Genomic DNA, 24119 nt, shown 5'->3' on the forward strand with positions numbered 1-24119 from the left:
CCGTATCACGCTTTGGCGACCATGCGGTCCCAAGCTTCATTGATGAAGGTCTCGTCATCCAGGTAGACCTCGTAGGGTACGTGAATGGCGGGCGTTCCGGTGACGGCGGCCAGTTCATCACCCGACAGTCCGATCGACGCCGGATCGACGACCGGGGCGGTACCGATCATCCGCGACATGATCGCCTGCGTTTCCGGCTGGCAGGAGAAGGCGATGAATTCATAGGCTTCGTCCTGTTTGGCCGAGCCATGCGCCAGCGTCCAGGAGTTGAAGTCGAGCACGTTGCCTTCCTTGGGGAAGACCGACTTTATTGGCAGGCCATCGGCCGCCATTAGCCCCGCGACGTCATGGAAGTACATCCCGCCCACCACGTCGAAATTCTTCAACGCCTGTTCCATCTGACTTTCGCCGGTGTACCACAGTGCGACATTCTGGTGCAGTTCTGCGGCCTTCTCGACGGCGGCGATGATACCGTCATGGGTTCGCAGCGCGTCGATGCCGCCCAGGAAGGTTGCGGCGACCACATCGAGGAAGTGGAAGTTGACACTCTTTGGCAGGCCGAGGCTGGCTTCGAAACGGTTCGAGTCCCAGAAATCGGCCCAGCTGCTCGGTACTTGCCCGATCTTGTCAGTATTGATGACCATCGAGTAGAAGAAGCTCAGCGCTCCGACGCCAAGCAGGCTATCATCCTGGCGCGAAAGGAAGTTCTCTCCGACGTTGTCAATGGTCGCGACCCGGCCCGGGTCGATCGGCGCAAGGATGCCGCCAAGACGCCCCGCCTTGATGATGTTGACCGGCGTGTGCATCGACAAATCAGCGGGGATGTTCCCGGCAGAAAGCGCTTGGCTCATCGTCTGTAGCCAGCTCGTCGAGTCCGGCTGCGTAACGCTTTCCACAGCGATACCCGTGGCTTCGGTGAACACGGGGTAGACGTGTTTTTTCAGGCTGTCCTCGAAGTAGCCACCATAGGATCCGATCTTGATCGACCGGCTTTGCGCGATGGCTGGAGCGGCGAGCATGCCGGTTCCCGCAAGAACGCTAAGGCTTGCGGAGGTCTTCAGAAGATTCCGGCGGGTGATGGATGTGGTCATGGCAGTTCCCCTTCTTGCTGAAGTCGCTTAGTTCGGTTGGTCCGAGTTATGGATGCTTCATCAAACAGTATGGCGAGCAAGTTGCGGGACAAAACACGAAGATCTGGCGCTCAGCGTCGTTTTTCGCTACGCTGAAGTATGACGCGTTCACTTCGCCACCTGAACTCCCTGCGCGCCTTCGAGGCCGCCGCCCGACATTCGAGCTTTGCCATGGCGGCAAGCGAATTAAACGTCAGCCACAGCGTCGTCAGCCAGCATGTGAAGAACCTCGAAGAGTGGTTCGGTGCCGACCTGTTTTCTCGGCATGGAAACCGCGTGGAACTGACTGCGATAGGACGAGCCCTGATGCCGCAGGTAGCGAGCGGGCTGCAGACGCTGACCGATGCTTGCGAAGGGATCCTGCGCAAGTCGCAATCGGGAGCTGTCGTCGTCAGTGCAGAACCCGCCCTGGCTTCGCTCTGGCTCCGCAAACACATCACCGAGTTCTGCGCGCTCTATCCTCGGATCGAGGTGGACCTACGCCCCGCGTGGACGCCCGAATGGATCGCAGACGGTCAGGCTGACATGATCATTCACTTCGCCACCCGAATGCCCGCGAGCGGCGTCGAGAAGTCCGACCTGTTCCCGATTGACGGTTACCCCGCTGCGACGCCGCAGGTTAGGGACGGACTTATCAATGCAAACGGAGCTATTGATTGGTCCGGCGCCGCGCTGGTGCACGACAATGGACGAGAAACGTGGCACAAATGGTTTACAGCGTTTGAGCCTGGAAGCCAGGCATGGCGAACAGGGCGGGTCTATTCCGATCTTTCCCTTGCGATCGATGCTGCAGCGGACGGGGAGGGCGTGATTTTGGCGGATGACATCCTGTGCAAGCAGGAAATGGCGTCGAGCCGCCTTGTCCGATTGGATGAACGCTCGGTACGCTGCGTTTGGTATCAGGTTGCCCTGCCGCGAAACACCACTCGAAAGCCAGCCGCCGAGACACTGCGCAATTGGTTGCGGGACAAGACGCATGCGCTGCGGGACTGAAATAGCGCCAAAGCATGGATGTATTGTATTCAATTCGGCAGGTTCAAGTTTAAAGCGTGTAGTCGAACGGTCACGGTTCAAGCGAAATCTCGCCCGCTAACACCGCACGTCCGTGCACAGCCAAGGTCGCTGAAAACCTCTGGCACTTAAACTTGCAGATTACATCGAGTACCCGCGCTTCGAAGGCAGCTTGACCGATTAAACGACACAGGTCCCGCGCGTGGAATTGGCGGTTCGCAGTTGGTGCGGCTTGCATCGGACGCAGAGAATGGGCCAATGGGTTTTGATCGGTGAGGGGCGGTATAAGGTGACTGGGGCCGCTACCTATGACAGGGAACGTAGCTCTGCGCCTTTGTCTCACCGGGATGTGCGTGTCGTATGCTCGCGTGTCTCTAGACATCCCCCGCGCCCCGAAACACTATGGATCGTCCGCCAGTTTCTGAATACTTCACGGTTAGAGAAAGCTTAGCCGGTGGCGATGCAGTAATCCAACCAGTAATTCTCGAGCTTGGCTGCGGTGTCGGCGGTGTATCTGGCGGGCTGCTACCGGGTCTCCACGCCTGATGGCTTCGTAAAGCTCTCGGTGATCTTCGTTTGATTTCACGGGAAGCGGTCGAATGTAAAGTGTAATGGAGCGGGCTCGGCGAACCTGATCGCTCATCATGGTCACTATTGTCTGAACTCGCGAATTTCCACCGAGCCTGACGAGTTCGCTGTGGAAACTGTCATCCGCGGCAGCCCAGTCTTCAAGATTCTGGTCCGCGATCGAGCGATCCATACTGTCTATCGCGGATTTCAGGTTGGTGAGTTCCTCCTCGCTGTATCCTACACGGGCGGCATCCTCTGCAGCGAGGCTCTCCAGCTCGGTCAGGACGGCGTAAACCTCCTCCATGTCCCTTACGGATAGAGCGCATATCCGCACACCCTTGCGTGGACGCACCTCGAGCAAACCTTGCTGTGCCAGCATCAGTGTCGCCTCGCGGACTGGGGTGCGCGACATACCCAGCCGCTCTGCCAACTCACTTTCCAAATGGTCGGTTCCAGCGGCAAGTTCGCCACTGAATATCAACGACCGGATGCTGTCGACGGCCTGGATTGTTGTCGATTTCTGCTTTGCGGCCTCAATGGTCATCGAACCCCCAAATTTTCTGCCCAGTTTCCGCGGATTTGTAGATTGCATCCTTGATTACTATGATCTTCAGATAGTTGCGTGCTGTGTTTTCCAATGCTGTTCGGCCTTCAATACCCCTGATTACGTGCTCATTCAGTGCCCGGACGCAATCCCCGCCAAAACCGGGCCATTCCTGATGGTGAAGCACGGTGGTCACCTGGTTCTCGCCGAAGGCGCGCACGCTGACGGCACCGTTGCCATCAAGCAATGCGGTTGCCTTCGTCCCTTCGATAGCAGCTTCCCCGAGAGTAGTCCGGTGGTTGTCCGCGTTGTGGTCCAGAAGCCTGTTTCCATCGAACAAGGCGCGTCGGTTGCCGGGGAAGTCGAGGATGAAATAACCCGCATCCTCGCCGGCAATCACAGGGTTGAGCTTCCGTATGTCTGCGTAGACCGCTTCCGGTTCGCCAAGCAGGTAGCGAAACGTGTCGATCCAATGCACCCCGGTTTCGTGCATCAGCAATCTCGGCATCGATCGGAAATAGGGTTGCCTGTGCAGATAGGCGTCATTGCCTTGTCCGTCGCCTGTTCTGAGCCTGAATGTTATCTGGCTGACGTCACCTAGTTCGCCTGCATCAATCATGCTGCGGATTGTTCTGTACCAGGGCTGAAAGCGGAAATTCTCGTGAATGACCAGTGTCGCTCCCGCCTCTTCGGCCAACGTCGTCGCTTTTAAGGCCTCCGAATAATTCCGGCAAAACGGCTTCTGACAAATGATAGTCTTAACACCAGCGTCAAGCGCGGTTCCGATAGCGTCGAGATGCGACGGAGGGGGCGTGATAATATCTAGTAGGTCCGGTTGGGCCACCTCTAGCATTGTCTTGAGATCGGAGAATGCGTGTGCCCCAGTGGCTTGCGCGCGCGTAGCGTCGAGGTCGCATGCGCCGATAACTTGGGCTCCGTCGATCCTGTTCCATGCATCGTAGTGGAAGCGCGCAAAATAACCGGCTCCCAAGCACGCGACACGTATTGCGCTAAAATTCTTCATCGTTCCCTCCAGCAAGGTTGCCGCTCGTAAACCCGATCGCGCGCCGTCGGATGCTTCACGTCAACGCCATTGAACTCATCGATAGAATGACCCAGTGTCGTTGACAATGAGTATATTAATGTATACGCAGTTAAATGCATAAAGGAATTGCCCTTGAGTTGGGCTTTGGGAGGAGGCAGTTGATGGAGAAGCAATTCAAGGTAGGCAGGATCGCGGCCGCGTTGGCAGCAGTTCTGTTTTCCGGGCACGCGATGGCGGCGCAGACGCTGAAATTCAGCCATACCGACAATCCGGGCGGTTCCCGGCAGGCTGCGGCGGAGGTCTTTGCGAAGAAGGTCGCCGAATATACGGACGGTCGCTACGAAGTTAAGATCTATCCCTCGGGCCAGCTCGCCAACGACCCAAAGGCGATTGAAATGATGCAGTTTGGAGCGGTCGACTTCACCGTATCGGCGACCGGCTCGTATGCGCCTCATCTTGCATCATTGAACCTTACGGCAATGCCGTTCCTCGTCGATAGTTACGAGCAAGGCTGGGAACTCTACGACAATTCGCAGTGGCTTCAGGGCGAATTCGCAAAATTGCCGGCAAAGGGCTTCCGGGTGCTTTCCACATGGGAAGCGGGTTTCCGCAGCTTTACCACTAATGAACCGCTGACTTCGCCTGAAGACGCGAAGAAAATGAAGATGCGCGTGTTTCCCAATGACATGATCCGCTGGTCTATGGAGGCGATGGGGTTCCAGACCGTCGTTATGCCGATCACCGATGTTTACCTGTCTATTCAACAAGGTGTCGTCAACGGGCAGGAAAATCCCGTCGATACGATCAAGTCCCAACGCTTCTATGAGGTGGCTCCCTACATCACCTTGACGCGGCATGTTTATAGTCCGCTTCCGCTGACCGTTTCCGAAAAGACCTGGCAGTCGTTTTCGGATGAGGACAAGCAGGCGGTGATGAAGGCTGCGAAAGACTCGGCCGCGTTCAGCCGTGATCTGGTGAAGAATTCGGTCGCGAAGCAGTTGGAGGAAATGTCGGCTGCCGGAGCCAAGATCAGCACGCCCGATATCGAGCCGTTCCGTTCCGCTGTGCAATCCGTGTACGCGAAAGCCAAGGATGTCTACGGTGCGGAGGCTGTCGACAAAATTCTTGCTGACGCGGCGGCGATCCGTAAGGCGATGCCTGCGAACTGATCGTCAGGCATCATCAGGGAGCGGGCTTTAGTCCGCTTCCGAATTCGGGAGGAAACACTTGGACTACCGTGCAAATTATCCGCAAGCCCTCTGGCTCCTAAGCGGTCTGGTCGACCTGTGCCTGATGGCCGGCGGCTTCTCCATCCTCGCACTTGTCTTCTGCAACGCCGCTCTGCGCGGGTTCGCCGGCTTCGACCTCGCCTGGTCGCTCGAGGTGACGAGCTTTCTGTTGCTCTGGACCACCTTTCTGGGCTGTGCCGCCGCCATCGCCCGCGGCGCCCACATGCGAGTGACGGAAATTGCGGAGGGGCTGTTTCCGGGGGTTGGATTGCGCATTCTCAATCTGGTCATCAACGCCATCGTCGCGGGCTTGCTGCTCCTGCTGATCGTGATCGGGTGGCAGATTTCACAGCGAACCTGGGATCAGACAACGACGGTTCTCTATTGGCCCATGGGCTTGCTCTATGCATCGATGCCCGCCGGAATGGCACTGTCGCTGATCTTCCACATGTTCAACTTTTACATCGAAGTCCGTCAACCGGTGATGCCCCACGGCGCCCACAGCGATGGTGGCGAGGCGCTGTCATGATCTTGCTTTTCGTTGTTGCCGTCTTTCTCACGACGGTATTTCTCGGTATCCCGCTGGTTTGGGCGATACTCTTGACCGCCACCCTGCCGATCATCGTCTTCGATCTCGGATATCCTCTGCAGGCGCTGTTCCTGAATTTCATCGGCGGCGTCGAGCCCAATCACTTCCTTGCCATTCCGCTTTTCATCGTCGCCGGCGAAATGATGAGCCGTGGCGGTGTTGGGCTCCGCATCATCGGCTTTGCCCGGGCGGCCTTTGGTTTCATGGCCGGTGGCCTTGGCATGGTGGTCGTGGGCGCTTCGATGATTTTCGGCGGCATATCGGGGTCTGCCATAGCCGATTCCGCAGCCATCGGTTCGGTGATGATCAAGAACATGGGGCGGGAAGGTTACAATACCGCTTTTGCCGCCGGGCTCGTTGCAGCCGCAGGAACGATCGGCATCATAATTCCTCCGTCTATTCCCATGCTGATCTATGGCTTTGTCGGCAACGTTTCCGTCGCCGACCTGTTCCTGGCGGGAGTGGTGCCGGGTCTGATGTTCGGCCTGTTCTTCATGGCGGTTTGCTACTACGTGGGCAAAACGACGAAATGCGATCCCGGCGGCAGGACAATCTCCGGAAAGGAACTTTGGTCGTCCTTCATCGGGACCGCGCCGGCCCTGTTCATGCCGGTCCTGATCCTCGGCGGGATCTTTACGGGTTGGGTAACGCCAACGGAAGCGGCTGCATTGGCTGTCGTCTACGGTCTCATCGTCACCACAGTCGTCTATCGCGACTTCAAGCTGCAGGACCTGCCTGCGCTTCTCGTGGACAGCTTTGTCACCAGCGCGGTGGTCATGGTGGTGATTGGCGCAACGAGTGTGCTCGGTTGGCTTATTACACTGGAGCAGATGCCACAGATTCTCGTTGAATTCGTTCAGGCCTATTCCAGTGGACCCTGGATGTTCCTGCTGATGGTCAACATCGTTCTGCTCATCCTCGGCCTTGTTCTGGACCCTGTTCCCGCGATCCTCCTGACGGCGCCGCTTTTCCTGCCGACCGCCCAGGCCTTCGGCATTGATCCGGTGCATCTCGGAGTCATCATGACATGTAACGTCGCAATCGGACTGTTCACGCCGCCGGTCGGTGCGACGCTCTATGTAGCCTCCCGCATTTCGGGCGTGGGGGTCCTGTCGATCGCGCGCGGCATGGCGCCGCTCTACATCGCCGCCATTTTTGCGCTCGGCCTCGTGACCTATGTGCCCCTCGTATCCATGGGCATGGTCCATCTGTTCCGGTGAAGGAGATATCCGTGTTTGTCGTCGTCGTACGCTTTCAACTTCACGCGGGCCGAGTGGAGGCGTTCATGCCGCTCATGATGGAGAACGCCAGACTTTCGGTAGAGCTGGAACCGGCATGTCACCAGTTCGACGTTTGCGTGTCGACGGGAGGCCCTCAAGAGGTCCTGCTCTATGAGGTCTATGACAGTCCCGAAGCCTTCCAGGCGCATCTGAAGATGCCACACTTTCTCTCATTCGATGCCGAGGTCAGGGACATGGTTTCGGCCAAGGAGGTCATGACCTTCGGGAGGGCGGAAGCGTGAGTGCATGGGAAGTCTTCGCTGTCAAATATGCGGACCGCAACCAGCGAACCCGCAAGGACAGCTTCCTCTTCGATGAGCGCCATGACGTCGCTCATGCGATGGACTATTTCATGTGGGTGTTGCGGCGAAACGGCCGCACGATCCTGGTCGATACCGGATATGACGAGGAAGAGGGCGCGAGGCGCGCCCGCCCGATCCGGATGAACCCGGTGGAAGCACTGAAGCCGCTTGGCATCGCGCCGGAAGCGGTCGATACCGTCATCGTCACCCACCTGCACTATGACCATGCAGGCGGGCTGCGGCTGTTCCCGAATGCCACGATCCATATCCAGGCCGCCGAGATGGCTTACGCGACCGGCCCCTGCATGTGCCATGGCGTCTTGCAGGCGCCGTTCACAGCCATGCATGTTTGCGAGGCTGTGCAGCGTCTCTATTCCGGGCGAATGATATTCCATGATGGTGACGGCGAGGTCGCCGAAGGGGTCACCGTGCATCGCATCGGGGGGCATAGCCGCGGGCTCCAGGCGGTTCGCGTCCAGACCGAAGTTGGCTGGCTGTGCCTCGCGTCCGACGCGTCGCACTACTACGAGAATTTCATCAGCGGAGAGCCCTTCCCGATCGTCGTCGATCTTCAGGACATGCTCGACGGCTTCAAGCTGCTGCGCCGGCTGGCAAGCGCGCCGGCCCTGATCGTTCCAGGTCACGATCCGCTGGTACGGGATTATTTCCCCTCCATTTTCGCTGACCACATATTTCGTCTCGATCGCGGCCCATTGAAGGAAATTCTGCCATGATGCTCGGTATCATCGCCGACGATTTTACAGGCGCCTCGGATATAGGTCTGACCTTGTCCTCGCGCGGCATGTCGACCGTTCAATATATCGGTGTGCCCCGGATGCGGGCTGACCCGTCGGTCGAGGCTGGAGTTGTCGCGCTCAAAATTCGCACGAGTCCGGTCACGGAAGCTGTCGAGGCCGCACTGGAGGCCTGCGATTGGCTGTGTGAACAGGGCTGCAAGCAGATCGTTTACAAGGTTTGCTCGACCTTCGATTCAACGCATTCGGGCAATATCGGGCCGGTGGGCGCCGCGCTGGCGGAACGTCTTGGTGAAAGCAAGGTCGTTGTATGCCCTGCATTTCCGGAGAACGGCCGCTCCGTCTATCAGGGACATCTTTTCGTCAAGGACCGCCTCCTCAGCGAAAGCGGCATGGAAAACCATCCGCTGACGCCAATGACGGATCCCGACCTGCGCCGGGTGCTGGCACGGCAGACCGAATGGCCCGTTTCCCATGTTCCCATCGGGACGACCCTTGGTGGTGCCGATGCGCTGGAGGCGGGTCTCGCCGCTTCGGGCAAGGCAATGGTCATTGTGGACGCCATTCGTGATGAAGACCTGATCGAAATCGGCAAGGCCGCGCGCGATCGTCTGCTCCTGATCGGTGGCTCCGGTATCGCGCTGGGCCTGCCCGCCAATTTCGGTATCGTCCCGGCTTCATCCGGTTGGTCCGGCCTTTCCGGGCCGGGGGCCGTGCTGTCCGGCTCCTGCTCGAGGGCGACGCGGGAACAGGTCGAGACTTATCGATCCAACGCGCCCTCTCTTGAAGTGCTGGCCGAAAAGGTCATGGCGGGCGCCTATTCGATCGGTGAGCTGGTCCGATGGGTGATGGAGCAACAGCAAGCCCCGTTGATCTATTCGTCCGCCGATCCCGCGGTGGTCGCGACAGCGCAGGATCGGTTCGGGCAGAAGGACGTCGCCGGCGCAGTCGAGAAACTCTTTGCCGACCTGGCCCGGGCGCTAGTCGAAGCGGGCGCTAGGCGGATTGTCGTCGCCGGTGGGGAGACATCGGGGGCCGTGGTCGCCGGGATAGGGGCTTCGGCTCTTGAAATCGGCCCGAAGATCGCGCCGGGCGTGCCCGCGTTAAGGGTCAGTGACCGGGATGTGGTGCTTGCCCTCAAATCGGGAAATTTCGGCGGGCCGCAGTTCTTTGCCGAAGCCCTCGAAACCCTCGAGGGGCGCTCATGAGTGAAGTCTCCCGTGCCCGAGACCTTGTCGCACTCCATGCCAGGTCGATCTTCGATCGGGGACTGACGCATGGTTCGTCGGGCAATATTTCTGTACGCTTGTCGGACGGTTCGCTGGTGGTGACGCCCACCGGGTCCTCGATGGGTTTTCTCGATCCGGCGCGTATCAGCCATATTGCCGCGGAAGGACATCTGCTTTCAGGCGATGCGCCGACCAAGGAAATGCCGCTTCATGCGGCCTTCTACGATTCGCGACAAGGGACAGGCGCGGTCGTGCACCTTCATTCGTGTCATTCCACAGCACTGACACTTCTGCCCGACGTGGACAGCGAAAATGTATTGCCGCCGCTGACCGCCTATAGCGTCATGCTGCTCGGCAAGGTGAAGCTTCTGCCATTCTATCTTCCGGGCGACCCGATGATCGGGGAGGCCATTCGTGGGCTCGCCGGCAAGCGGTCGGCTGTGCTGCTTGCCAATCATGGCCCGGTTGTCGCCGGCAAGGACCTCATGGCGGCGATCAATGCCATGGAGGAAATGGAAGCGACGGCGCGCCTTGCCATCCTGCTGCGTGGAATTGCCGTCAACAAATTGACGGACGAACAAGTCGGCCAGATCGTCGATCGCTTTGCCGTGCAATGGGACGACTAGAGCGCGCGATATTGGAAACACCTGGTTGCAGGAGGAGATCGCTCCTGCATGAACAAGAGAATGGGACCATCGATATGGGAAATGCAATCAACGTCGCTCTGATCAAAGGGGATGGGATTGGTGTGGACGTGGCGAGCGCGGCAATCCATGTGATGGAGGCGGCCCTCGCGAAGGTGGGCGAGCCGAAGCCGGTTTACGACGATATCAAGGCCGGTGCCGGCTACTACAAGGAAACTGGCCGCGATATCGAGGCCGATGGGGAAAAACGTGCCGGCGATGCGGATGCGATCTTTCTCGGCGCAATCGGTCTGCCATCCGTTCGATACAAGGATGGAACCGAGGTGTCTCCGCATCTGAGGTTGCGTGACCGCTTCGGGCTCTATGCCGGTGTTCGCCCTGTCAAGGCCTATCCGAATGCGCCCCAGCGTCTGGCAGACCCTAGGGCGGGGGCAATCGATCTCGTTATCCTTAGGGAGTCGACCGAGGGCCTCTTCTATTCAGCGGCAGCACATGGTCGTAGCCTTTTGGTTACAGACGATGAAGTTCAGGATATCCTTCGCATTACACGACCAACGACCACGCGACTGCACCATTTTGCATTCGGTCTCGCTCAAAAACGCAAGCAGCGGGGAAAGTCGGGCAAACTTACATGTGTCGACAAGGCCAATGTGTTCACCTCGATGGCCTTCTTTCGAAAGATTTTCGATGAGGTCAGAGTCAATTTTCCCGATGTCGAAGTCGGCTACAACTATGTTGACGCGCAGGCGCTTGATCTTGTTCGCAAGCCATGGGAGTTCGATGTGTTGGTCACGGAAAACATGTTTGGCGACATCTTATCCGACCTGGCGGGAGGTCTTGTCGGTGGCATGGGCATGGCGGCTTGCGCGGAGATCGGTGATAGTGTCGGGCTATTCCAGCCGGCCCACGGTAGCGCCCCTGATATTATCGGCCAGGACAAAGCCAATCCGCTTGCCGCCATTCTCAGCGCCAGTTTGATGCTGGACTATCTTGCGGCGAAACTCGAAAATCCTCGTCTTGGCGATGCAAGCGTTCTGATCGAGGACGCCGTCGATCGTGGCTTTGCGCAGAACCTCCTACGCCCCATTGAATTCGGCGGAAACATGGGGACCGTTTCCGTTACCGAGCGGGTGGTAGCGCTTATCGCGGAGTAGTGTCGGGCGAAAGCCTGGGTACTTGCCTCGCCGCTCGCCTTCATCTGGTCTCGCCATGTCGGGTCTGCGCGAGATGACGGCGCAAGGCGCTGGTGCATCGATCGTAGTGCGGGCGGACTTCGGTATTTGAAGCCTTTGGCTATGCTGTAGTTGTTTTGCATCGGACGGATTTCGGTCGTGCGCAGGCCAGCATGCGATTGAGGACGGCGCAGCCGAGGGCGACTTCCGTCTGCTGTGCTGCAAATGAGCGCGCCCGCAGCCGGCGGCCGATGATAGACTTGTAGCGACCGATCGCGGTCTCGACCAGAGAGCGTTTTCCGTAGTCTGTCGCGGCCTGCCACTTCATCCGGCCATCGGCGTTGATCGCCGCGATATGCCGTTCCTTTGACGGGAGGGATCGCTGTCCGGCCGTTCCACCGCATTGGCGCGGGGCGGGATTACCACCGTCGCGTCGACACTGTGGCTGGTGACGGCGTCGTAGGTTGGCTCACCGTCATAGGCGCCGTCGGCCGTGAACTTTCCGATCGGCAAGTCGATCTGCTCGAGCAGCGGCTCAACCTGTGAGGCGTCACCGACATCCTGGTCCGTCACGACGTGAGCGATGATGTCGCCGCTATCGGCATTTAGCGCCAGATGCAGTTTGCGCCAACCCCTGCGGGATTTGGCACCGTGCTTTTCCTCCAGCCATTGCCCGGCGCCGTAGACTTGGAGCCCTGTGCTGTCGATAAGGACGTGGACGGGTCCACTCTGAGGGATGCTATCATCATGCCGCCTCTTCGGCGCTCTCGGCTTGTTGGCCCGGCGACTCAGGGTCGTGTGATCGGGGACAGGGAGATCCAGACCAATCAGGTTCAGCACCGAGGTCACGAAGCCCTCCGTCTGACGCAGAGGCAGGCCGAACACCAGCCCCAGCGTCAGGGCGGTCTCGGTCGCAAGATCAGAATAGAGCGGTTGCCCGCCACGCGTCGTGCGCTTCGGCGCCTGCCAGGAAGATAGTGCCTCCGGCGTCATCCAAAGTGTCAGGCTGCCACGGTGCCGAAGGCCAGCCTCGTATTCCGCCCAGTTCGTGACCTTAAATTTCATCTTGCCGATACGATGACGGCGGCAGGCGTTGTGTTTGAAAGGCATGATCGGTCCACCGGGTTGTTTCAACCCGAGCCGACTACGTCACCGCCGATGAGGTATCCGTGCACAACGCCAGTGATACGTCCTTGGCGAACTGGGCCCGAGGCCTGCTGGCCAAGAAACCCTTTAAGCTTGTCGCGGTTGCGCTCGTCAACAAGATCGCCCGCATCGCCTGGGTGATCATGGCGAGGAACACCGACTTCCAACCGGGCCAGGCCACCGGCAACAGCGCTTGGCGCGGCGTCGGCCTGATCACGACTGTGTCCATAAGAAAAAACAGTTGGTGGAGTGACGATGGTATGATGTGACAGCGAAAGCGGAATGGACCGCACGAACCGAAGAACCCGCAGCGTTGTCTTGCGCATCAACAGCGCGTCAATGTGATAGGGATCGGTTCAAGCTGACAACATCAGGGCCAGCAGTCGCATCGTGCCGCATAAACAGGCCGGACACTGTCTGGCGGTGCATCGTGAAGCACTATCCTGATACCGACGACCTGCGGATGGGACAGCCGCTCGGCGGTCGCGTAAGCGGGATCGGCCTTTATGGTCCCCACTAGGCGGATGGCGCCGTAGAGTTCCGGTTGTTCCTGCCGCAGGCGCTCCATCTCCGCGAAGGAATGAAAAACATTGGACGAATCCGGCAGGATACTGAGATGAACATTATTCAGAAATGTTGGGACCCGACCCGCCTTTGCAAGATTGGCGAGATAGGCGGAAAGCGTGTGAGGCGCGGGCAGCGCATATGGAAGCTTACCTGCAACAGCCGCCAGGTCGGACGCTGTGAAAAAATGGACATGACCGTCCACATAAAAGTCATTTGCCGCCATAGCCTCGCTCCTCCTGCTCGACAGGCAAAATAGCGCGGCCGGGCCCGGCGACGGCCTGACCACTCGACGGACAGTGTCAAAAATTCGCCATCTCAGCGGAAATTGACGATTATCACGGCGTTGGTGCACGGATCGTTCATTGCGGTGTCGTAGGTGATCGGCAATCGCAATAGCCGGTCTGCGCCCCAACGATGCCTTTCAAGCACAATGCCTCCCGTCGCCATCGTATTGGTAAGATGAAGTTCAAGGTCACGAACTGGGCGGAATATGAGGCAGGCCTTCGTCGGCGTGGCAGCCTGACACTTTGGATGACGCCCGAGGCACTGTCATCCTGGCAGGCACCGAAGCGGAAGACACGCGGCGGCCAGCCGCGCTATTCCGATGTGGCGATCGAGACCGCCCTGACGCTGGGGCTGGTGTTCGGCCTGCGTCTGCGTCAGACGGAAGGCTTCTTGACCTCCGTGCTGAAACTGATCAGCCTGGATCTCGCCGTTCCCGATCACACGACCCTGAGCCGTCGGGCCAGTAAGCCGAGAGTTCCGAACACGCGGCCAGGTGATCGCATCCCGCAGAAGGGGCCCGTGCACGTCTTGATTGACAGCACAGGTTTGCAAGTCTACGGCGCGGGCCAGAGGCTGGAGGAAACACATGGCGTCAAATCCCTTCGGAACTGGCGGAAACTGCATCTGGCGCTGGATGCCGACAGCGGCGACATCATCGCTCACGTCATGACGGACCAGGATGCTGGCGACGCTTCACAGGTTGAGCCGTTGCTCGACCAGATCGACACCTCAATTGGCCAGTTCACCGCCGACGGCGCCTATGACTATAGCGCGACGATCAGGGGTTCTTCCGCATATTTGGTGCAGGTCAGAGTTTCCGCCTGTTTGCGGATTCGCTATGGGTTGTTCAGGAGCCAGTCCCGCAGCATTTTTTGAATTTTTTGCCTGATCCACACGGGCAGGGATCATTTCGGCCGGGACTGGCAAACGAGCGCAGGCCAGCAGAGACGCTCTTCTTTTCGAGTTCGGACATTCGCCAATACGCCGCGATTGCCAAAACGGTGTCCGGCAGGGCCTCGATTGCGCCGTCGATCACCTGCTCTTTTTCCTCGATGGCAAGGTCGTCGGGCAGATTTTCGGGATCACAGAGCATAATGATGGGAACGAGCAGCATCGCGGCTTCAGACTTGAGCATCTTAGTCCAGTGACGCTGGCGCAACGCGAAGGACTCGACAAAGCCGTCAGCCCAGTCCCAGGCGGTGACGGTGTCGCCGGATTGCCAAAAAACAGGCTCGACGGTCTCGTTGTCGATTTGCCGGACGATCTCGTCGTAACGGCCCATAATGGCCCCAAGCACAGCCTGCGCCTGGCTCTCATCGTCAAATTGGGGCGCAGACTCACCCCAAATAACCGGCAACCACTCGTCGGGCGAGATTGCCTCCGGCCCGACGGCAATGCTGGTCAAAAAGCCATCCAGGTCGGACAGCAGCATACTCTCCGCTGGAGAGCTGTCGGACATGAGATAAGCTTCGAGATCATCAAGGCTCATTGCTTCGGTGAAGGAAGTCTGATGCGCAGTCATATCGCAATCCTTGTGGAGCTTCGAACAAATCTAAGGCCGAGGCTCCGCCACAGGCAATGCTGAATGGTTCCCGTCCCCGGCATTCTGAGTATCAGCTATGCCGCCATGAGAACGCGACTGCGCAGCAGTGCGTAGCCGGCACGGCCATACATCTGCCGCTTCAGCGTCTTCAGGCGATTGATCTGACCCTCGACGGGGCTGGTCGTCCATCGATGCTTGATCGCGCCGCGGACGGCCTCGATGTCGCGGCTAATTCCGGCAGCCAAAGAGGCCAGTTCGCTGTCCCCGGCCTCAGCGATCCATCCCTCCAGCAAGGAGGCATAATCACCCCGCAATATTGCTGCTAATCGGCGAGAAAGATGGCCGGCGGCCGAAAGCTGCGGCGCATATTCGTAAACATGCTTCAGGAAACATTCGGTCTTTGTGTCACAGGATTGAGGGTCTTGGCCCAGGAGCCATGCGCATGCGCGCCGAGATGGGGATCGCCAGGGCCGGCTCTTTTCGCTTTTGGACGATTGTGGCTGCTGCTTCAGGGCTGCGATCCATCGATAAACGGTGGCACGGCTCCCTTTAAATCCCTGGTTTTTGATCTCGGACAGAAGAGCCTCACCCAGATTCGCGAGAAGATGCCATCGATCCGCGATCTGAGCGGCCTCGGGGGCGCCTCGTCGTGCCCCTTCTGCATAAATGCCAGCACGGTCGCGGGCGATGATTTCTACGCCGGGATGCCGGGCAAGCCATTCGGCGACAACATCAGCATTTCGTTCGGGAAACAGATCAAGAACGCGGTTGCGTTCCAGATCGCAGACAATCGTGCCGTAACGCTGGCCCTTGCGTCAGGCCCAGTGTGCCGCTCAGGTCAGAAGCCTTCCAGCACCAACTTTCCACGTGCCGAACCGGTTTCAATCTGTCGATGGGCTTCTCTGAGCGTCTCCGCGTCGATCTTTCCGAGCACATCAGAGAGGGTTGTCTTGAGTTTGCCGGCGTCGATCATCTCCGCCGCTTCGTTCAAGAGCTTGCCCTGCGAGCTCATATCGGCAGTTTGGAACAGCGCGCGCGTGAACATCAGCTCGAAATGCAACGAAACGGACTTCATTACCAGCGGACGGCTATCGAACGGCGCCAGTTCATCTGTAACCCCGAGGCGTCCCTGCGGCGCGATCAGCGCCGCGATAGCTTCTAGATGTTTTGGCGTCTGATTGGTGGATAGCACATGGCCAGGCGCTCCGAGCCGCAGCTCATCAATATGCGGGCCGAGTTGCTCACGGTGGTTGATGACATGGTGGGCCCCAGTCCTTACTTTCCAGGCGCGAGGCGGTCCCGATGACTGTCAGGTTGGTTTTCGCCCGCAACAATTGGATTGCAATGGAGCCGACACCACCGGCGCCGCCGATCACCAGGATCTTGTCACCGCCCTCCGCCGGCGGGCGCTGGACGCAAAGGCGATCGAACAGCAATTCCCAGGCAGTCAATGTCGTCAGTGGAAGCGCGGCCGCCTCGGCATGTGAAATCGATTTCGGTTTGTGGCCGACGATGCGCTCATCCACCAGATGGAATTCCGCGTTGGTGCCTTGGCGGCCCATCGAGCTCGAATAATAGACTTCGTCTCCCGGCTTGAAGCCTGTCACGTCGGGACCGATTACATCGACCACGCCCGACGCATCGAAGCCAAGGACCACCCACCCGCTGTCCGGCGCCGGCATCATCTGGCGGACCTTTGCATCCGCTGGGTTCACCGAAACCGCGCGCACTGCCACCCTTATGTCCCTCCCTTGGGGTTCTGGCATTGGCAGGTCGATATCCACGAGCGCGTCCATCCGCTCAATGGAGCCGGGGGTCTTGTAGCCTATGGCTTTCATTGGCTTCATCCTTTCGATATTCCCGACTAGTATCCCGTATGAAATATTACGGGACAATCGAGGGAAATATGAATAAATAGTCCCGATTTATGGGATTGTGGTTGGCCATGACACTGGATTTGAAACAGGTTAAGCTATTCGCACGCGCATCCGTTCTGGGCGCGATCGGCAAGGCCGGCGAGGAACTCGGGTTATCCGCGACCAATGCCAGCCACCGGATCAAGCTTCTTGAGGACGAACTCGGCGTAAGACCGCACTACGCGGGCGATTTCGCTGACGACGGACGGGTCTCTGTTTCTCGATCACGCGCGGCGCCTTCTTGAGGATGCAGAGGAGGCGCGCTCGGCCATTTCGGGCGGAGCCGGGATTTTGCGCGGCACCCTGCGCATCACGGCGCCCGCATCCTTTGCGCACTCGCACATCGTGCCCTTCGTACCGGAATTTCTGCCGCACCATCCGGCGTTGCGGCTTGACCAGCATTTGTCCGACATGGTGGTGGATCTCGTCGAGCAAGGGTTCGACCTGGCCTTTCGGGTTGGCGCATTGCAGCCATCCAGCCTCCTAGCCCGTAAGATTGACGACAATCCCATGGTGCCTGTCGCCACCCCAAAATATCTCGAACGCTATGGGATACCGCAAACGCCCGGCGAGTTGCGCAACCACGTCTGCCTTCCGATGGGTCGAAACACTGTCTGGCGCTTTCGCGGGCCGGACGGAAAACAACATGACGTGTCCGTTGGTGGCCCGCTGAGCGTCAATCTCGGCGACGCGATCGGCGAATGGGTTCTGGCGAATGTGGGGATCGGCCTTGCGTCACTCTGGCATGCCGGCCGGGATTTGCGTGCCGGGCAGCTGGCACGAATTCTTCCCGGTTTCCACGTGTTTCCGCGAACTCAAATCTGGGCGGTGCGTCCCCCGGCCCGGGTCATGCCCAGTCGCGTCGAGGCGTTCCTCAGCTTCATCGAGCGCCGGATCCGAGAAGCAAACCATGCGCGTTATGGCGACATGGCGGACTGGCAGAATATGACTTGAGTGCCGCGCCGATTGCGTCAGACTGGCGCTCATTTGCACAGCCGGCGCGGATCTACAGCGCGAATTCCGAACGAATGGCGGCGGAGTGCGCGCCGATTTCCGGGGCGGAGCGATCGGATGCCGCACGTGTGCCGTTGACCCGCAATGGAGAGCGCGTCAGGCGCAATTCCCGTCCCTGGGCGTTCTGAACCTGCTGGACCATGTCCAGATTGAGGAAGGCGGGTTCGGTCAGGAATTCGCCCCAGTCCAGCACCTTGGCGCACCAGATGTCGTGGGGTTCGAGGATTGCAAGCCAGTGCTCGGTATCCTCCTCCGCGACGCGGCGTGCGATCAGCCGCTTGATCTCGTCGCGCTCGACAAACCAGCTCTCCGGCCGCACCGCGTAGTCGTGGAGATCGACAATGTCGAGGAGTTCGGCCAGGTGGCTGATCGGCGTCATCGCGATCGCGAGCCAGCCATTGCGGGTCGGATAGACCCCATATGGCGCCGATAGCCCGACATGGGCGGACCGGAATTTCGAACGCTGCGGCAGGCGACCACCATCGTTAAGGTGGGTGGCGAGCACCTCGAACTGAAAGTCGACCATGCTTTCCAGCAGGCTGGTTTCCACGAGTGATCCCTCGCCGGTGATTCCTCGCCGCACGAGGGCAGCGAGGATACCCTGCGCCGTGTTAGCACCCGCAAACATATCGGCTACTGGCAGGCCGAAGGGCACCGGGCCATCGTCGGCACTGCCGTTCAGCCACATGACGCCGGATCTTGCCTGCGCGAGAAGGTCCTGACCCGGGTATTTCACCCAAGGCCCATCCTGTCCGTATCCGGAAATCGAGCCATAGATGATGCGCGGCGCAAAGGCGCGGACCGAGGCGTAGTCCAGGCCCAGTCGCTCAATCACTCCTGGACGAAAATTCTGGATCATGACATCGGCGCTGGCAATCAGCGTTTTCAGGGCAGTCAGATCACTGGGATCCTTCAGATTCAGCGCAAGACTTTCCTTGCCCCGGTTGATGGCGTGGAAGATCGTGCTGTCTCCATCCACCATGGTGTCCGACAAATAAAGCCGGCGCGACAGGTCGCCGCCATCCGGCCGCTCTATCTTGATCACGCGCGCACCAAGATCCTGAAGCCGTAGCGTGCAATACGGGCCAGCCAGGAATTGCGATAGATCGACGACCAGCAGGCCGGCGAGAGGAAGGTGATCAGCATTCATCATGACACCGTGACTGTTTCATCCTCTAGCAGAAAGACCTGCTCCATCGGCGCCCACCAATCACCTTGGCCGCGCGTTTCGAGCGGCCGTTGCATGGGCATACACACGTCCCACCATTTCTGAGTGATCGGGTCCGCCGCCATTTTCGCCATGTCGGCGGCGTGGTCGATGCCGTGATATTCGTAATAGCCGAACATCAGGTTTTCGGGCTCGCGCAGGAAGATCGAGTAGTTGCGGATGTTGCATGCGCGGATCTTTGCGAGCACGCCTGGCCAGACGTCTGCGTGGATTTTCTTGTATTCCTCGATCCGGTCCGGGTGAATGCCGATGACAAAACCGTAGCGTTGCATAACAGTCTCCGTCTTTGGTTCAGCGCAAAGGTAATTGCTGAACCGGTTCAAAGTGTTGCCGCGCCGATTCGTAGCACGCCTCGACAATGGCCATCGTCGACCACGCGCTGTCAACTGACGTTTCAAGGCGCGCGTCCTCGCCGAACACGTAACGTTGTAAATTGTGCATGACGAGTTCGAAGGAATCCGGGAACCAGTGGCCCTCAAGCGGAATCCGGGAAAGCTCGCCACCGCGTGATCCCATCCAAAGTTCGTCCGGTTCTCCGCGCGGGTAATCCAGCAGCACGCCGAGCTTGACAATGGCCGCGCCGTTTGTGCCCTCGATTCGAATGGTGCTGTCCTGGTGGCTGCGCCCAAAATCGTGGTGATGGTTGATCGAAAGCGTGCAACGCAGCGACGGTCCGTAGTCGAGGATCGCCGTCGTGCGCGTGTCCGTTAGTTGCGAGCCGGGGAAAGAGAAGCTGCGCGCAAAGGCCCCTCCAGGCACACCGACGAGGCTCTGGATCAAGTCGATATAGTGCACAGAATGGGCGACAATCTCGACACGCGGATTGCCAATGAGGTTGGGAAACAAGTGCCAGGGCGTTACCAGATTCAGATGCACCTCAATTTCGATCAAATCGCCGAAGAATCCCTGCTTCAAAGCGTCCCGGATCGCGAGCATCATGGGCGCGAAGCGAAGTTGAAAATTAACGGCGGCGGTCAGTTGCTTCCGGCGGCAGGTTGCCAGGATGTCGGACGCAACGGCGAGATCGAGCCCCATCGGCTTCTGGATAAGGACCGGCGCGCCGTCGGGCACGGCATTCAGCATGTCGAGATGGACCTGCGGCGACGTCGCGATATCGAAGATCACGCCGCGCTCGGCGCCGACCTCCTCCAGGCTGTCGTAGACGCGCGGTATGCTGAAACGTTTGGCCACCGCCTCGGCACGGCCCCGGTTTCGATTCCAGATGCCGCGAACATCGTAGCCGGCGTTGCGGTAGGCGGGCAAATGGCTGTCGACCACGATCCCGCCCGCGCCGATAACGACGATCGGCAAGGCTTTTGACGGTTTTGGCCAATGCTGGTTGAATGAAAATTCGGGGTTCATGGATTGTCTACCTGCGAGATGCCCGCGATTTGGGTTATCCGGAGGGCCGCCTTCATCACGGCGGCGCACAACCGCTCAGGATCCGGGCCGTTCTGCGCCCCCTTGAGCGTTGCCACGATCAGCGCTGCCTTGATCACCGATCGCGGCGTGCCGACCAACACGCCTACATCCAGACCGCCCACAAACCGCTCACCATCGGCGATTTCGAAGCCTCGTTTGGAAATGGTCTCGACCCGCGCAAGGAACACGGCCTTTTCTGTGGCCGCAAGGGAGGCAAATTCGGTGTATCCGTGCAGGAATGCCATGCGCGTGTCTTCGTCCATGGCGGCCAGCAGGATACGGCCGGATGTGGTCCTAAGCGGCGAATGGCGCGAACCGATTTCAACCGACAGCCGCACTGCTCTCGGCGCCTCGCTCTGCGCCAAGACGACGATCTCGCCATCGCGCATCGTCGTCAGATGACAGGTTTCACCCAACGTTTCCGACAATTCGTGCATTACTGGCTGGGCGACCCGCAGCAACTCTTCATAGGGAGAATGCGTGCGCGACAATTCGAACAGCTTGAGCGTCAGTCGGTATTGTCCGGCCTGGGTGCGGCGGATATAGCCGCGTGCTTCCAGAGCCGATAAAGTGCGAAAGATTTCGCTTACATTTCGCCCGACGGCCCGGGCAATATCGGCCTGCGACATCGAGACTGCAGTGTCCGACAACATTTCCAGGATTTCCAATCCCTTGTCGAGCGCAGGAACCACATAGCGGGGGGTAGTCAGGCGGGACGTTTTTCGGTCGTTTCCGCTACTGTCCGTCATGATCGGCGCCTTCTCGTATAGTGCTCGGATGGCGGCACTCATGCTGCGGCCCGCCGACGTCGTGTCCCTCCGACTGTGTAGATCGCCGCCGCGATGACGACAACGGATCCTTCGATCACGCCTTGATAATTCGCACCCAGGTTCAGAATGTTGAAGCCGTTCGTAAGGGTGAAGAGCAGCAGCGCCCCAACAAGCGTTTTGATGACGCTTCCGGCACCGCCAAAAAGCGATGTCCCGCCCAGGATAGCCGCGGCGATCACCGTCAATTCGGCCCCTTGAAGCGCGGTCGGGTTCACTGCGCCCAGTCGCGCGCTGAACAGCACGCCTGCGAAACCCGCCGTCGCGCTCGAGAGAATGAAACCCGCCATCTTATAAGCATTCACATTGACGCCGGAGAGCCGCGCGGCCACCGCATTGCCGCCCGTCGCATAGACGCGCCGGCCTACGGTCGTGAAGGTCAGGACCAGCCAGACGATCAATGTATAGATACCGGCATAAATGACCGGTTTGGCTACAGTCAACTCGGGGCCGGCCAGAAAGGCGATCGCGATCAAAGACACGCCACCGAGCAGGTTTCCGGCAACACGGACCGGAATGGTTTCGTCGGCCGCACGCAACCGGATGAGCGCCACAATGCCCCAGACGACAAGTGCCGCCCCCAGCAGATAGAGAGCGAGCTGCACAGGCACCCTGCCGCCTTCGAAAGCGACCATCTGTGCTTTTGCCTCAGGCGTGGAGACGAGCAACGAGCGGCCGTCGGTAAGGATGAGGACAAGACCGCGGATGGCCGTCAGTGTGCCCAACGTTACAATGAACGCGTTGATGCCCACGAATTGAACGATCAAGCCGTTGACGATGCCAATCGTGATGCAGGCGAGCATGGCGATAAGGGAAGCCAGGGGAAAGCCCAGCGGACCGGCAAGTCCGACGGCGATTGCTGCGCCCAGTGCCGCGACCGCGGCGACGGAGAGATCGAAGTTGCCGGTGATGAGGATTACCGTCATCGCCACGCCCATCATCGCAATCATCGAGCTTTGGTAGAGGATGTTCGTCAGATTGGTAGGGCTGAAATAGGATGGCCGGCCGGCGAGCGTGGTCACAATACCGAGAACCACCATCAACAGGATCAGCGCGTAGTAGACCCCCGCCTCCCGCAGATCGAAATGCCTTTTCCAGTCGTTCTTAAACATGTTTCAGTCCCATTTTTGGCTGCGGCTTCATCGAAGTCGCTTGATTTTCGCTTTTTCCGCTGGACAACAATATGAGCTCCTGATCGTCGGTATCCTTGGCCAACCTTTCGGCGACGATAGCCCCGTCGCGCATCACGAGAACCCGGTCGGCAACGGCCAGGATTTCTTCGAACTCGGAGGAAACGAGAATGATGGCGACCCCCTCCGCCGCCAGTTTTCGCACCAGCATCAGAATATCTGCCTTGGCGCCGACATCGATGCCGGCGGTAGGCTCATCGAGGATGAGTAGTCGCGGTTTGCCAAAAAGCCATCGCGCCACAGTGACTTTTTGGGCATTGCCGCCAGATAGTTCGGTAACGAAGGTTTCCGGGCTATCGGCCTTGATCTTGAGAATTGAGATTGCCTCCTCGGCCCAGGACATCCCCATCTTCCGGTCGAGTAGCCAGCCGCCCTTCGCAGTCATGTCCAGATAAGGCAGCGACGTATTTTTCCAGATTTCAAAGACGGGTATGATTGCTTGCTGGTCGCGGTCTTCCGGCACAAGCGCCATACCTGCGCGAACCGATGCTCTCGGTGACTTTGGGCGTGGTCTGCCAAGGAAACGCACCTCCCCGGTGGCGGATCCGTCCGACCCAAAAATTGCGTGAACAAGCTCGCTGCGACCGGAACCAAGAAGGCCTGCTATGCCGAGCACTTCGCCGGCGCGGAGGGTGAGGTCGGTCGGAGCCAGTCCTTCGGGAGAGGACACTCCGATTCTTTCGAGAACCAGTTCGTCACGTATGGTTCCACGCATCTCGCTCAGATGTTCGAGCGTGCCCACGGTGCGGCCCGCGATGGCTTCGGCGATGGCGGATTCGCTGACATCGGCCGTGTTGGCCTTCATGACGGTCACACCGTCGCGCAATACGGTCACGTCATCGGTGAGATCCATGATCTCGTCAAGGAAGTGCGAGACGAATATGATAGACTTGCCCCGATCCGCCAACCGCCGAACGGTCGCATAAACAATTTCGCGCTCGCCTTTCGCCAGCGACGCGGTCGGTTCGTCCATCACAATCAAGTCGGCGTTGTAGCTCAAGGCTTGCAGGATGCACACCATTTGCCGTGCGCCAATGGACAGATCGGCAATCAATTGGTCCGGGTCAATCCAGTAGCCGATCTCGTCGGTCAATTCGGCAAAGGTTGCGCGATCCCGCGAGGTTTGCCGCCAGCCGCCTGACTTCCACAGGAAGACATTCTCAATCACGGAGAGCGTGGGTACCAACGGAATGTTTTGATGAATCGTGGCGATACCCGCCCGATTTGCTGCGAGCGGCGTGGCGAAGGCGACCTCGCGCCCTTTCCAACGCATTACGCCGCCGGAGGACGGGATCGAGGCGGACAGGATCTTGATCAGGGTGGATTTCCCGGCGCCATTGGCGCCGAGAAGTCCGTGGATGCGGCCCGCGCTGGCCGCGAAATCGACACCGCGCAGCGCGACCGTCCCGCTGGGAAAGGTCTTCTTTATGGCCTCCAGACTCAGAAGGGGAGCGGTGCCGGGCATTGCGCGGGCCATTTTC

Annotated in this window: 22 protein-coding genes and 5 pseudogenes; 13 read left to right on the forward strand and 14 right to left on the reverse strand. The window is 59.2% G+C overall.

Annotated elements, in window-relative coordinates:
- Window positions 1-5: 5 nt before the first annotated feature.
- Window positions 6-1091, reverse strand: coding sequence for an ABC transporter substrate-binding protein (locus P9A16_RS27570; RefSeq protein WP_278026180.1), 1086 nt, complete (start codon window positions 1089-1091; stop codon window positions 6-8).
- A 138-nt stretch (window positions 1092-1229) separates the two neighbouring features.
- Here P9A16_RS27570 and P9A16_RS27575 point away from each other — a divergent pair, with 138 nt between their 5' ends.
- Window positions 1230-2123: a LysR family transcriptional regulator gene (locus P9A16_RS27575; RefSeq protein WP_278026181.1), complete on the forward strand. Its 894-nt coding sequence runs from the start codon at window positions 1230-1232 to the stop codon at window positions 2121-2123.
- Between the two features lie 454 nt (window positions 2124-2577).
- Here P9A16_RS27575 and P9A16_RS27580 read toward each other — a convergent pair whose 3' ends face one another.
- Window positions 2578-3255, reverse strand: coding sequence for a GntR family transcriptional regulator (locus P9A16_RS27580; RefSeq protein WP_278026182.1), 678 nt, complete (start codon window positions 3253-3255; stop codon window positions 2578-2580).
- Window positions 3245-4279: a Gfo/Idh/MocA family protein gene (locus P9A16_RS27585; protein ID WP_278026183.1), complete on the reverse strand. Its 1035-nt coding sequence runs from the start codon at window positions 4277-4279 to the stop codon at window positions 3245-3247. Before P9A16_RS27585 ends, P9A16_RS27580 begins: the two co-directional genes overlap by 11 nt.
- 182 nt (window positions 4280-4461) lie before the next feature.
- Here P9A16_RS27585 and P9A16_RS27590 point away from each other — a divergent pair, with 182 nt between their 5' ends.
- The 8 genes from P9A16_RS27590 to P9A16_RS27625 all read left to right on the forward strand — a co-directional run bounded on the left by P9A16_RS27590 (window position 4462) and on the right by P9A16_RS27625 (window position 11482).
- Window positions 4462-5469, forward strand: a complete 1008-nt coding sequence (locus tag P9A16_RS27590; protein WP_278026184.1) for a TRAP transporter substrate-binding protein — start codon at window positions 4462-4464, stop codon at window positions 5467-5469.
- Between the two features lie 58 nt (window positions 5470-5527).
- Entirely contained in the window at window positions 5528-6058 is a 531-nt protein-coding gene (locus P9A16_RS27595; protein WP_278026185.1) for a TRAP transporter small permease, read from the forward strand.
- Complete coding sequence (locus P9A16_RS27600; protein WP_278026186.1) at window positions 6055-7338, forward strand: TRAP transporter large permease; 1284 nt, start codon at window positions 6055-6057, stop codon at window positions 7336-7338. Before P9A16_RS27595 ends, P9A16_RS27600 begins: the two co-directional genes overlap by 4 nt.
- A gap of 11 nt (window positions 7339-7349) precedes the next feature.
- Window positions 7350-7640: a putative quinol monooxygenase gene (locus P9A16_RS27605; protein ID WP_278026187.1), complete on the forward strand. Its 291-nt coding sequence runs from the start codon at window positions 7350-7352 to the stop codon at window positions 7638-7640.
- Window positions 7637-8434, forward strand: coding sequence for an N-acyl homoserine lactonase family protein (locus P9A16_RS27610; protein ID WP_278026188.1), 798 nt, complete (start codon window positions 7637-7639; stop codon window positions 8432-8434). The genes P9A16_RS27605 and P9A16_RS27610 overlap by 4 nt, the downstream gene beginning before the upstream one ends.
- Entirely contained in the window at window positions 8431-9663 is a 1233-nt protein-coding gene (otnK, locus tag P9A16_RS27615; RefSeq protein ID WP_278026189.1) for a 3-oxo-tetronate kinase, read from the forward strand. The genes P9A16_RS27610 and otnK overlap by 4 nt, the downstream gene beginning before the upstream one ends.
- Window positions 9660-10310: a 3-oxo-tetronate 4-phosphate decarboxylase gene (otnC, locus tag P9A16_RS27620; RefSeq protein WP_278026190.1), complete on the forward strand. Its 651-nt coding sequence runs from the start codon at window positions 9660-9662 to the stop codon at window positions 10308-10310. Before otnK ends, otnC begins: the two co-directional genes overlap by 4 nt.
- Before the next feature lie 74 nt (window positions 10311-10384).
- Window positions 10385-11482: an isocitrate/isopropylmalate dehydrogenase family protein gene (locus tag P9A16_RS27625; protein ID WP_278026191.1), complete on the forward strand. Its 1098-nt coding sequence runs from the start codon at window positions 10385-10387 to the stop codon at window positions 11480-11482.
- Between the two features lie 139 nt (window positions 11483-11621).
- Here P9A16_RS27625 and P9A16_RS27630 read toward each other — a convergent pair.
- Window positions 11622-12610: pseudogene (locus tag P9A16_RS27630) on the reverse strand (IS5 family transposase).
- Between the two features lie 71 nt (window positions 12611-12681).
- Between P9A16_RS27630 and P9A16_RS27635 the strand changes: the two are divergent.
- Window positions 12682-12915: pseudogene (locus P9A16_RS27635) on the forward strand (hypothetical protein); the annotation flags it as partial.
- Window positions 12916-13016: 101 nt separating this feature from the next.
- Here the strand turns inward: P9A16_RS27635 and P9A16_RS27640 are convergent.
- The gene (locus P9A16_RS27640) at window positions 13017-13436 is read right to left on the reverse strand and encodes a hypothetical protein (RefSeq protein ID WP_278026192.1); all 420 of its coding nucleotides are present in this window, start codon (window positions 13434-13436) and stop codon (window positions 13017-13019) included.
- Between the two features lie 191 nt (window positions 13437-13627).
- Between P9A16_RS27640 and P9A16_RS27645 the strand changes: the two are divergent.
- Window positions 13628-14308, forward strand: a pseudogene (locus tag P9A16_RS27645) (IS5 family transposase); the annotation flags it as partial.
- A gap of 37 nt (window positions 14309-14345) precedes the next feature.
- Here P9A16_RS27645 and P9A16_RS27650 read toward each other — a convergent pair.
- The 3 genes and pseudogenes from P9A16_RS27650 to P9A16_RS27660 all read right to left on the reverse strand — a co-directional run bounded on the left by P9A16_RS27650 (window position 14346) and on the right by P9A16_RS27660 (window position 16879).
- On the reverse strand, window positions 14346-15020 hold the full coding sequence (locus P9A16_RS27650; RefSeq protein ID WP_278026194.1) for a UPF0149 family protein: 675 nt from the start codon (window positions 15018-15020) through the stop codon (window positions 14346-14348).
- A gap of 95 nt (window positions 15021-15115) precedes the next feature.
- Window positions 15116-15856, reverse strand: a pseudogene (locus tag P9A16_RS27655) (ISL3 family transposase); the annotation flags it as partial.
- A 23-nt stretch (window positions 15857-15879) separates the two neighbouring features.
- Window positions 15880-16879, reverse strand: a pseudogene (locus tag P9A16_RS27660) (zinc-binding alcohol dehydrogenase family protein).
- Between the two features lie 107 nt (window positions 16880-16986).
- On the opposite strand from P9A16_RS27660, the gene P9A16_RS27665 reads away from it, so the two are divergent.
- Complete coding sequence (locus P9A16_RS27665; protein ID WP_278026249.1) at window positions 16987-17202, forward strand: helix-turn-helix domain-containing protein; 216 nt, start codon at window positions 16987-16989, stop codon at window positions 17200-17202.
- Between the two features lie 46 nt (window positions 17203-17248).
- On the forward strand, window positions 17249-17911 hold the full coding sequence (locus P9A16_RS27670; protein ID WP_278026195.1) for a substrate binding domain-containing protein: 663 nt from the start codon (window positions 17249-17251) through the stop codon (window positions 17909-17911).
- 52 nt (window positions 17912-17963) lie between these two features.
- Here the strand turns inward: P9A16_RS27670 and P9A16_RS27675 are convergent, their stop codons facing one another.
- Genes P9A16_RS27675 through P9A16_RS27700 form a run of 6 tightly spaced genes read right to left on the reverse strand, consistent with a single transcriptional unit; the run spans window position 17964 to window position 24115 of the window.
- Window positions 17964-19124, reverse strand: a complete 1161-nt coding sequence (locus tag P9A16_RS27675) for a CaiB/BaiF CoA transferase family protein (RefSeq protein ID WP_443021702.1) — start codon at window positions 19122-19124, stop codon at window positions 17964-17966.
- Window positions 19121-19471, reverse strand: a complete 351-nt coding sequence (locus P9A16_RS27680; RefSeq protein ID WP_278026196.1) for an L-rhamnose mutarotase — start codon at window positions 19469-19471, stop codon at window positions 19121-19123. The genes P9A16_RS27675 and P9A16_RS27680 overlap by 4 nt, the downstream gene beginning before the upstream one ends.
- A 19-nt stretch (window positions 19472-19490) precedes the next feature.
- Entirely contained in the window at window positions 19491-20561 is a 1071-nt protein-coding gene (locus tag P9A16_RS27685; RefSeq protein ID WP_278026197.1) for a Gfo/Idh/MocA family protein, read from the reverse strand.
- A complete protein-coding gene (locus P9A16_RS27690; RefSeq protein WP_278026198.1) occupies window positions 20558-21370 on the reverse strand; it encodes an IclR family transcriptional regulator in 813 nt (270 codons plus the stop codon). Before P9A16_RS27690 ends, P9A16_RS27685 begins: the two co-directional genes overlap by 4 nt.
- A gap of 38 nt (window positions 21371-21408) precedes the next feature.
- Window positions 21409-22560 carry an ABC transporter permease gene (locus P9A16_RS27695; RefSeq protein WP_278026199.1) on the reverse strand — a complete coding sequence of 384 codons (1152 nt, stop codon included), beginning with the start codon at window positions 22558-22560 and terminating at the stop codon, window positions 21409-21411.
- Window positions 22553-24115 carry a sugar ABC transporter ATP-binding protein gene (locus tag P9A16_RS27700; protein WP_278026200.1) on the reverse strand — a complete coding sequence of 521 codons (1563 nt, stop codon included), beginning with the start codon at window positions 24113-24115 and terminating at the stop codon, window positions 22553-22555. Before P9A16_RS27700 ends, P9A16_RS27695 begins: the two co-directional genes overlap by 8 nt.
- Window positions 24116-24119 lie beyond the last annotated feature (4 nt).

The organism is Shinella sp. 838 (assembly GCF_029623935.1).
Classification (GTDB): domain Bacteria; phylum Pseudomonadota; class Alphaproteobacteria; order Rhizobiales; family Rhizobiaceae; genus Shinella.